Annotated in this window: 7 protein-coding genes; 3 read left to right on the top strand and 4 right to left on the bottom strand. The window is 52.6% G+C overall.

Annotated features, from left to right (window positions below; genetic code table 11):
• Positions 1–440, top strand: a 440-nt coding sequence (locus AB1690_12610) for a hypothetical protein (protein ID MEW6016144.1), incomplete at its 5' end; no start/stop codon positions are given.
• Positions 441–475: 35 nt separating this feature from the next.
• On the opposite strand, the gene AB1690_12605 is transcribed toward AB1690_12610, so the two are convergent.
• From AB1690_12605 to ettA, 4 genes are all read right to left on the bottom strand, one after another.
• On the bottom strand, positions 476–3952 hold the full coding sequence (locus tag AB1690_12605; GenBank protein ID MEW6016143.1) for an efflux RND transporter permease subunit: 3477 nt from the start codon (positions 3950–3952) through the stop codon (positions 476–478).
• A gap of 85 nt (positions 3953–4037) precedes the next feature.
• Positions 4038–5687 carry an efflux RND transporter periplasmic adaptor subunit gene (locus AB1690_12600; GenBank protein ID MEW6016142.1) on the bottom strand — a complete coding sequence of 550 codons (1650 nt, stop codon included), beginning with the start codon at positions 5685–5687 and terminating at the stop codon, positions 4038–4040.
• Between the two features lie 139 nt (positions 5688–5826).
• Positions 5827–7080, bottom strand: a complete 1254-nt coding sequence (locus tag AB1690_12595) for a TolC family protein (protein MEW6016141.1) — start codon at positions 7078–7080, stop codon at positions 5827–5829.
• A gap of 297 nt (positions 7081–7377) precedes the next feature.
• Positions 7378–9057: an energy-dependent translational throttle protein EttA gene (ettA, locus tag AB1690_12590; protein ID MEW6016140.1), complete on the bottom strand. Its 1680-nt coding sequence runs from the start codon at positions 9055–9057 to the stop codon at positions 7378–7380.
• A gap of 508 nt (positions 9058–9565) precedes the next feature.
• On the opposite strand from ettA, the gene lepB reads away from it, so the two are divergent.
• Together lepB and hemW are read left to right on the top strand one after the other, a co-directional pair.
• Positions 9566–10291, top strand: a complete 726-nt coding sequence (gene lepB / locus AB1690_12585; protein MEW6016139.1) for a signal peptidase I — start codon at positions 9566–9568, stop codon at positions 10289–10291.
• Positions 10292–10293: 2 nt separating this feature from the next.
• A partial coding sequence (gene hemW, locus AB1690_12580; GenBank protein MEW6016138.1) for a radical SAM family heme chaperone HemW occupies positions 10294–11069 on the top strand: 776 nt, incomplete at its 3' end.

Below are 11069 nucleotides of genomic sequence, written 5' to 3'. Positions count from 1 at the left end.
AGAATCAGAAAGAGAGAGAAAAACCGCTTATTTTCAAGGTGTCGGGAGTACGACTCCGTTCCTTAAACCGTATCGGCTCCATCTATTTTCTCCAACCCGATATTTTCAACACTCTGGGACTGGTCGAGGAGATAAATCTTGATAAAAGGATAACGACAATTTCGCTGGGGTATTCCTGGACAGTCGAGGATTCGGTCGGGGTAACCTGGGAATCCAGTTTCGCTTTTGATTCACTTGCCCTGCCGCCTGATTGCAGGGTCAACTCAGATTTCTGTGATGCCTCAACACGGCACCTTAAGGCCGAGAACGGTCTGAATTCAATCATTCGGCAGGAGGTTCGTTCCTGTCAGGTTTCGCCGGAGCAATTCCCGACATTGCGCGATTATCGCAAGCAGGTCAGCGATTGTCTTTCAAAACAGGTGAAATTCATTCGCAGATAATTATCCTGAGATTAATCCGCCGGTTGCCTGACGTCTCACGGCGCCGCCGTCGGCGTCTTTTCTCTTTTTATCTGCCATAACCTCCAGTAAGTATATACTACCGGAATAATTTCAAGCGTCAGAAAAGTAGAACTGATAAGCCCGCCGACCATCGGGGCGGCGATACGTTTCATGACATCGGCGCCGGTGCCGGTCGCCCAGAGAAGCGGCACCAGCCCTATCATGGTTGTCCCGACCGTCATCAGTTTTGGCCGCACCCGCATCACGGTCCCCTCCATATGCGCCCAGATAATATCATTCAAATCCCGCACCTTGCCGGCCCTTTTTCTTTTTTCATAGGCATGGTCAAGGTAAAGTATCATAACAATGCCGGTCTCTGTTGCCAATCCAACCAGCGCGATAATTCCGACCAGGGTCGCCGTGGAATAATTGTAACCGAGGAAATACATCAGCCAGATTGACCCGACCAGAGCAAACGGCACCGACGCCAGAACTATCAGCGTTTCCGTAAAATTCCGAAAGTTGAAATATAGAAGTATGATCACCAGTATGAAAGTCAGCGGTATGACAACTTTCATCCTGCGGCCCATCTCTTCCAGAAGTTCATATTGTCCGGTCCATTTGAGATGATACCCGGCCGGAATAGAAAGTTCCTTTGCCACCACCTCTTTGGCTTCATCGACATATCCGCCAATATCCCGCTGACTCTGGTCCATATCGACATAGACATACCCGACCAGCATTCCATCCTCGTCTTTTATCATAGGCGGTCCGGTGACCACTTTTATATCGGCGATCTGCCCCAGCGGAATTGCCGGCGCTCCTTCCGGAATCTGAAAAGGGGAACCGACATTCCCGGCTGACATCGAAGTCGAGCCGGTCATTGATGGCGCCGACATGGTTCCCACATTGCCGGTCGGGGGTCCGCCCCGTCGGCTGCCTCCCGCCTTGTTCATATCCCCCATCTGCGCCCAGACCCGGTATCCGTCATCAATATTATTGCTCGCCAGCAGCGGCGATTCAGTGAAACCCTCATACCCCATCCCCGGCATTGCCGCCCCGGTATTCTCCCCTTTCGGGGACGGCAATGGCACCAGCACCTCGCGCAGACGCTCTATATTCTGCCTCAGGTCGCGCGGATACCGCACATTGATGGTGAAGCGATTTCGGCCTTCAATCGTTGTCTCTATCGGCATTCCTCCGATAGCAGTCTCGATGACGTCGTTGATATCACCAATAGTCAAACCGTATCGCGCCAGGGCATCCCGGTCAGGAATAATATCGATATAGAAGCCGCCGGTGTTGCGGTCAGAGTAGACCGACCTCGTCCCGGGGATTTTCGAGAGCGCCTTTTCCAGTTCCAATCCGATACCTTCGATAACATTGAGGTCGCTTCCGAAAATCTTCACGCCAATAGGCGTCCTGATACCGGTGGAGAGCATATCGATACGAGTTTTGATAGGCATCGTCCAGGCATTGGTCCACCCGGGAAACTGCATCGCCTTGTCGAATTCCGCCATTAATTCCTCCCAGGAGATTGTTCTCTTGTCGGGCCAGAGCGGACGGAAAATCTTCTTCAAAAATTCCGGCGCCCATCCCGAGTACCATCTCTCCTGCGGTATTTTGCGCCACTCTTCCCGCGGCTTAAGTTGCACAACTGTCTCCAGCATGCTCAATGGCGCCGGGTCGGTGGCGGTTTCGGCGCGCCCCGCTTTGCCATAAACTGAAACTACCTCCGGGAATGATTTTATCACCCGGTCCTGGTACTGCATATACTGCTTTGCCTGTTCGATAGAAATATTGGGGAAGGTGGTGGGCATATACAGCACATCCCCTTCATTGAGCGGCGGCATAAACTCGGAGCCGATTTTGGGAATCATCGGAATCGTGGCAGCAATTGCCACCAGCCCGATAGCGATAGTCGATCTCGGATTCCGGAGCGCTACAAAAACGAACGGTTTATATAACTTAATCAGGAATTTCGATATCGGATGTTCCGATTCATGCCTGATTTTCCCTCTGATAAAGAGGGTCATCAGCGCCGGCGCTAACGTTATGGCGACAATCGCCGCAAAGAACATGGCAAATGTTTTGGTGTACGCCAGCGGCTTGAAAAGCCGTCCCGCCTGACCGGTCAGAGCGAAAATAGGCAGGAAGGCAATCGTGATTATCAGAAGGGCATAGAATATCGAGGGACCGACTTCTTTTATCGCCGCTATGATGACTTCCTTTCGGTCGGCTTTGCTGCCTGCCTTTTCCAGGCGCTTATGGGCGTTCTCCACCAGCACAATGCTGGCATCAACCATCGCCCCGATGGCTATGGCGATTCCGCCGAGGCTCATAATGTTGGAATTAATTCCCAGAATATGCATTGGGATAAAAGCCAGCGCCACCGCCACCGGAAGCACAATAATCGGCACCAGCGAACTTCCGAAATGAAGCAGAAAAATAATAATAACCGCTGCCACCACGATTCCTTCCTCCAGAAGACTGTTTCTCAAAGTATGAATGGCGCGATTAATCAGACTGCTGCGGTCGTAAACCACCTTGAACTCAATGCCTTCCGGAAACGACGGTTTTATCTCATCCACTTTCTTTTTAACGCGGTTGATTACATCGAGAGCATTCTCGCCGTACCGCATTATGACAATCCCGCCGACCGCTTCTCCGATACCATCCAGGTCGCCTGCTCCGCGACGGATATCGGGACCGTACGAAACCTTCGCTACCTGTGTAAGATAAATCGGCGTACCGGAGGGGCTATTCCCCAGGCTTATTCTCCGTATCGACTCCAGGTCATTAATATATCCCCGGCCGCGGACAAAATACTCACGGCCCGACATTTCCACCACCCGCCCGCCGACATCATTGTTGCTTCTCCGGACTGCGCGAGTGACATCCTGAATGGAGAGCCCATAGGCGCGAAGTCTCTCCGGGTCAACTTCAACCTGATACTGTTTCTGAAACCCGCCGATACTGGCAACTTCAGCAACTCCCGGCACCGACGATAACGCATATCGTAAGTTGAAGTCCTGGAAGGTGCGAATGTCGGCGAGGTCATTCTTGCCGGAGGTATCGACCAGCGCGTACTGAAAAACCCAACCGACCGAGGTGGCATCCGGTCCCAGAGTCGGCGAGACACCGGAGGGTAAACGGTTTTCAATCTGCTTCATGAATTCCAGCACCCGGCTGCGCGCCCAGTAGATATCAGTCCCCTCTTTAAAAATCACATAGACAAACGACATCCCGAACATCGAATACCCCCGCACATCGGTGACCCCCGGCGCCGACAGTAGCGATGATACAATCGGGTAGGTCACCTGGTCTTCAACCAGGTCGGGACTTCGCCCCATCCATTCGGTAAAAACAATCACCTGGGCATCGGAGAGGTCGGGGATAGCATCGAGAGCAATATTATTGATAGAATATATCGCGCCGGCGACGGCGAAGAGAGTCCCGATAATCACCACAGCAATATTGCGCGCGCAGAAATCTATTATACCGCGAATCATCTGATAACTTCTCCAGTTGCGTCAGTTCCTAATCCCGACTCCCGTCGGGGCGAGAACTGACGCCGATTTAAACTACTCCTTCCGTTCATTTCCCGTGCCCTTCATGCCCGCCGGCCTGCGCCGCCCCCATTCCGGATATCGCCGCCTGCAAACGGCTCTCCGAATCTATCAGGAAATTGGCGCTGGTTACAACCTCTTCCCCCTCATGCAATCCTTCCAGAATCTCCACCCGGTCATCGGAACGCCTTCCGACTTTGAGCATCCGCGGTTCGAAGTGTGTTTGATTGTGAACCACAAAGGAATACTGCATCTCGCCGGCGTCGATAACGGCATCGGCCGGAACGGTCAGCGCCATACTGGCGCCATCGGACAATTGAACATCACCATACATACCGGGTTTAAGTGTCATCCCTGAATTCTCAAACTCCATCCGCACTTTCAGAGTCCGTGTCGTGGACGAAACCGAGGGATATATGAAACTAATCCGGCCCGCAAACTCTTTATCCGGATATGCCGCCAGCTGCAATCTCCCTTTCTGTCCCACCCGAATCCGCGAAAAATCGCTCTCGAAAACATCCGCTATTACCCAGATTCGGCTCAGGTCGGCAATTGTCAGCAAGGTTTGCTCAGGTGAAACATATGCCCCCTGTACTACATTTTTCTCCATCACATATCCGGAAAAGGGCGAGCGAAGCGCTATCTCGGACAGCGGTGATGACGACTTCTCAATCTGTCCTATCTCATCATCGGATAATCCCAATAACCGCAGCCGGTCGCGGGCGGCATTCATAACCTGCCGGCGAATCCGCGCCAGTGATGTATCATTTCCCGCTTTATTCACCATCTCCCGTGAGGCAATATAATCCTGCCCGGCTGAAAAGAGGTCCTGGCTGTATATCGTAAGAAGAATCTCCCCCTCTTTGACAAACTGCCCTTCCTGATTGACATATAATTGCTGCACCCAGCCGCCGGCGCGGACGTTTATTCGCGCCAGCCTGGTTTCATCCGGCGCAACATATCCGACCAGTTTCAGTCCGCCACCCAGACTTGTCCGTTCCGCATTGGCGGTCTTGATTCCTATCAGATGAAGTCTCTTCGGCTCTATCGTAACCGAGACTAACCCCGGAACGTTGCCCTCGTCACCCGACATCTGGTGTCCCTCATGCCCGGCGCCGGCATCGATCTTCTCCATATACATTCCACACTTAGGGCAATCACCGGGCGCATTCGATATTACTTCCGGATGCATCGGGCAGGTGAACTGCGGCGGCGTATCCGGCATTATCTCAAGATTCATTCCGCATACCGGGCACTTCCCCGGCGTATCGGAAACAACCTCCGGGTCCATCCAGCAGTAGTACTGTCCCGGCTTTGCCTTGAAAACAGCGGCGCTGTCGCCGACCGCAGCAGACGTCTCCCCTTTATGCTCTTCGGCAATCTCTTTCCCTTCGGCATTGATTGGCACCAGGCTCATCCCGCAAATCGGGCAGTCCCCCGGTTGATTGCTGATATAGGTCGGATGCATCGGGCAATGGTACTGCGCCGCTTTCGCCTCACTTCCGGCCCAGGGCGACAGACCCAAAAATCCCAAAAGCATCACCACCGCGAATACCGATAGCGCTCCTAATATCCCCCACCGTACAATCGCCATGGTGTGGGTGTATGGTGGCGCCGTCTCTTCCCCTTCCGGAAGCGGCTCCTCTTCAAATATGTCATAGTGTTCTTTATCTGCCATAATAGACCTCTATCTTTCCAATTTCATTTCTCAATCTGATATTCTGATGTATTTTTATTGCGCCGTCAGGTGTCCGACCTGGTCGGAATCCAGAACTTGTGTTGGAAAACCCGCGGTTCCGATCCATAAGAATCTTTTCTCATCGTTCACCCCCCACCTCCACAAAATATTTCTCTGCCTCGGCCATTGTGGACGCCAGCTCATTCGCAATCTGATGCACCACTATCTTATCCCGATAGATGGCTGAGGCATAATTCAATAACGTCTGGAATGACGAGCGGTTCGCGGCGTATCCCGCAAAGGCGCTCTTGAGCGCCTGCTCCGAAGTTGGTATTATCATCTCTCGGTAGATTCTTAATGATTCCTGCAATCGTTGCGCGCGGTGTAATAATGAACGAAGCCGCGCCTCGATATCTTTGCGCAACTGACGGGCTTCCGAATCGACACTCTCGCTCATCGCTTTCATAGACTCCGACATTTTTCCTTGCTGACGGCGCGAAAATATTGGAAGCGATAGTGTCGCCTGCACCCCAATCATATTGTCTCGCTTTTCCATTTCGCTGTCGGCGCGGAAACCGTAACTGCCGGAAAGATTAAGCATCGGCCAGCGCATCCGGTTCGCCGCTTTCGCCGAAAATTGATATGATTCCGAGAGATATGCCAGCCTCCGCAGCGGTGGGTAATTCTCTTCCGCCTGCGCCAGCCACGTCTCGGCGCTATCCGGGATAATCGCGAACTCGGGCGATTCTATTGTGCCAATTTCGGTATTGATATCCGCCCCGCGAAGAGAATTGAGGTCGAAGCGGGCTTCATCAAGCAACTGCTTCGCCGAGAGAATTTCAGTTTCGATACGCCACAGGTCCGACTGCGCCGCCAGCAAATCCTCCTGCGTTCCTTGATTGCTCCGAAGTTTCGCCGATGCCGCTTCCGCCACCTGCTCCGCAATCTGACGTTGGCCTTCCAGTTCCTTCAATATCTCATTCTGATAATAGAAGTTGTAATAAGCCATTCTCGCCGCCACCACCATCTCTCGCTCCACCTCCTCGCGCGTTTTCCCCTCCGCTTCCGCTTCTGCCTTCGCCGCTTTCGACTCCAATCCCTTGTATCCGGAGTACGGAATATCCTGGCTTAAGCCCAGCATCTTCATTGTCATCATATCCTCTTTGAAATCAAGTGAGGTCGGAAGGTTCTGCACTCCCAGCATCAGCATCGGGTCATTCCACGCCCCGGCCGAGGCCGCCTTTTCCCGCGCCGATTTCTCCATCAACCGCGCCGCCGCCACCCGGTCGTTATGTGCCAGAACTTCAGTTACGACTCGATTCAGAGTCAAACTATCCGCGGCGCTTACCAAACCCGGCAGAATCATTGCGATTATAATTAAGACCGATTTCATACTCCCGTACTATGTCAAATCCCATGCCAAAAGCGGTAAATAGCATAAGACAATGATATACAACAATATATCAATACGGACTCTGGATTTGATTAGTCGATTATTGAAGAATATTAATCAGTAGGGAAAGAGGTCGTAGAATATTATCTACTTACCGAAGGTCGAAACCCTTGCGGTTTCGATATAATTATCCGTTGCGACCAGCCAAATTCCGTGCGCGGCTCCGCCTTAAGCGGAGTCCACATCTGCCCGTAGACTCCTTCAACAGCTGTGTCAGGAACCCCTTTCGTCCCCCCCTCACCCCTTCACTATCTTTCTGTACCTATTCCGCCTGTTCTTCATGAAATCCCCACCCAGCTCCTTCCGGTGCCACTCCTCGTACTCCTGGTAATTCCCTTCGAAGAAGCGAACTTTCCCCTCCCCTTCGAAAACCAGCACATGCGTGCAAATCCGGTTCAGGAAAAACCGGTCATGGCTTATCACCATCACACAGCCGTTGTAATTCAGAATCGCTTCCTCCAGCATCCGAAGCGTATTCACGTCGAGGTCATTGGTTGGCTCATCCAGGAGAAGCAGATTCCCTCCCAGTTTCAGCACCTTCGCCAGATGACACCGGTTCCGCTCTCCCCCCGACAACTGTCCCGCCGTTTTCTGCTGGTCGGCTCCTTTGAACCCAAACCACGACAGATACTGCCGCAGCGGCACGGCCCGTTTCCCCAGTACCACCTCATCTTTCCCTTCGCCGACTTCTTCCAGAAGCGGAATATCCCCGGCCAGACTTCCCCGCTCCTGGTCAACATATGATATCTTCACTGTGGCGCCCAGTTTGACCTCACCGCTGTCCGGTTTCTCCTGTCCGGTAATCAGTTTGAATAAAGTCGTTTTCCCGGTCCCGTTCGGTCCCACCAGCCCGACTATTGCCGAGCGCGGCACGATAAAACTCAAATCCGAAAAGAGAAGATTTTTCCCGTACGATTTCGCCACATTCTTGAACTCCAGCACCTGCGCTCCCAGTTCCGGTCCCGGCGCTATCTGAATCACCGAGCCATCCTCCTTGCCTGCCGCTGTCTCCCGCGCTACCAGCTGCTCGTACTCAATCAGACGGTTCCGCGATAACTCATGCCGCTCTTTGTTGCTCATCTTTATCCAGGCCAACTCTCGCGCCAGCGCCTTGGCGCGCGGCGAATCTTTCTTCTCATCCGATGCCAACTTCCCTAATTTCTGCTCCAGCCAGGAGGAATAATTCCCCTCGTACGGTATCCCTCGGCCGCTTTCCAGCTCCAGAATCCACTTGGTGATATTGTCCAGGAAATATCTGTCATGCGTCACAATTATCACTGTCCCGGGGTAATCCCGTAACTGCTCTTCCAGCCAATCGACTGTTTCGGCATCGAGATGGTTGGTCGGCTCATCGAGCAGAAGTAAATCGGGCTGCTCCAAAAGCGCCTTGCAGAGCGCCACACGGCGGCGCTCCCCGCCGCTCAATGTTCCGACAACTCTATCGTCGTCCGGCAGACAGAGGGCATCGCTCGCCACTGCCAGCTTCTGGTCCAGATTCCAGGCATCCGAGGCATCCAGTTTATCCTGAAGTTCCCCCATACGGTCCATCGCCTTTTGCATCTCCTCATCCGAGAGCGGCTCGGCTAATTTTTCTGTCAGCGCATTGTATTCCTTCAATTGCGCCATCGTCTCGGAAAACGCCTGCTCCAGAGTCTGACGAACTGTCAGTTTGTCATCCAGAATTGGTTCCTGAAGCACTATCCCGGCCCGGTAGTTGCCGATTATCTCTGCTTTCCCTTTGAATTCATCATCGAGCCCGGCCATTATCCGAAGCACTGTCGATTTGCCGGAACCGTTCTCTCCGACAATTCCGATTTTCGCCCCCGGGAAAAACGAGAGGTAGATATCTTTGAGCACCTGTTTTTGCCCGTAGAATTTATTCAGCCCCAGCATCGTAAATATATATTGCTCCGCCATTCTCGCTCCTGAATTATGGTTGAATTGGCAATTTACGGGAGAGAGGAACGTTGCACAAGCGGAAAGGTGTACCTTAATAATTTTGCGGAGTCTTGGTTTCGTCAGGTCTTAGGCTCCTGTTTCAAACGGGAGGCGTGACCTGACGACATCACTTGGTGCCCCACCGTCCTGGTCGCTGCGGCGACTTGCGGTGAGATGCTCATAGTGCAATCATCTTGTAAGAACCCACCCCAAGGGGTGGGGCACCGAGGGCACAAGGGGAAAGGTGATTTCGCCCTTTGAGTAGGTTCCGACGTTCCATAAATCTTGCGACCGTTCCGTCAGGTCTTAGGCTCGACGCCAGTCGAGGCGAGACCTGACGGTCTCTTTCAGCGGTGTCTAAGATCCCTTCCTGACTCAGATCATTTCACCCAGGAAATGATTGACCTCCGCCCCCTTCCCCCTTACCTTATCCCTTGAAACTCAAGGGAGTTAAAGAAATACCGAAATTGTCCGATAGAGATATCGTATGGATAACGACTTCCTGCTAAAAGAATTTCAGCAAATCGATACGCCGCCGGTGACGACTGCCCCGCCGCTGCGCCAGCGCAAGAAAAAACCGCTCTGGCGCGAATATTTCGAGGTGATTCTCATCTCGCTGGGCGCCGCTATCTTCCTCCGCCTCTTTGTCGTCTCCGCCTACCGTGTCGATTCGTCATCCATGGAAGATACTCTCTTTGAGGGCGATTATATCTTTGTCAACAAACTGGCATACTCTTTCGGCTCGCCTAAAGAGGGGGATATTGTGGTATTCCAGTCCCCCCTCAATCCGACCAAAGAGTATATCAAAAGAATCGTGGCTCTTCCGGGGCAGACGGTGGAAGTCGTCGACAAGGTGATTTACGTGGATAACCGTCTGGCGGAAATCTACCCCCATATGAAAAACAGTGACCCGAAAATTCTTCCGATGCAGTTATCGTTCCGCGATAATTTCGGGCCTATCCAGGTTCCCGCCGGCGAATATTTTGTCCTCGGGGATAATCGTGATGAAAGCCAGGACAGCCGCTTCTGGGGATTTTTGCCCAAAGACAAAATCCGCGGCAAAGCCCTCTTTGTTTACTGGTCCTGGGTTCCCGACCCGAAATCGCCTAAATGGAGTTTCCCCTACATCCATTCCGTCGTTCAGATGGGATTTTACTTTATAAGTAATTTCCCCTCCAAGACCCGCTGGGAGCGCCTTTTTGCCGCGCTCTGAGCATGTCGCTATCGCTTTATATCCATTTCCCTTTCTGCGCCAACCTCTGCGGCTACTGCGATTTCTATAAGACCACTTATCATACCGAGCAGGAGCAGATTTATCTCGAAGCTCTTCGGACCGAATTGCGCCTGGCGGCATATGATATTCCCACCGAATCTCGCTTATTGGATACGATTTACATCGGCGGCGGCACCCCCTCCCTTGCCAGTTTCCAATTCCTTCGCGACCTTCTTGATGACATCAATAAATATTTCCGGCTTTCCCGCGACCTCGAATTCTCTTTCGAAATAAATCCCGAATCGCTCGACAGCGAAAAATTACTATTCCTTCAAAAACTGGGAGTGAATCGCCCTATATTCGGAATTCAGAGTTTCAACTTGCGCCTTCTCAAGACTCTCGACCGCAAACATAAACTTGAGGATTCTTTTCGGGCGGTATATCTTGCCCGCGCCCTCGGTTTCGCCAATTTCGGCGTCGATATGATTTTCGGCCTGCCGCGGCAGTCGGCGAAATTACTCTCCGATGATTTGAATCAGGTAATCGCTCTTGAGCCGCCCCATATTTCGTACTACCAGTTGACTGTCGAGAAAGGCACTCCGCTGGAGCAGAAAGTCACCGCCGGCAATCTCCGCCTCCCCGATAACGACCTGATGGCCGCCATGTACCGCGGTATCAACGAAGAGATGAAAAAGCATGGCTATTTTCGGTATGAGGTTTCTTCTTTCGCCCGTGCCGGTTTCGAATGCCGCCACAATCTCCGCTACTGGGAGGGAGG

Source organism: Candidatus Zixiibacteriota bacterium (genome assembly GCA_040753495.1).
GTDB lineage: Bacteria > Zixibacteria > MSB-5A5 > GN15 > PGXB01 > DYGG01.
The sequence above is the reverse complement of the archived record's forward strand: the minus strand, read 5'-3'. Positions and strand labels throughout refer to the sequence as shown.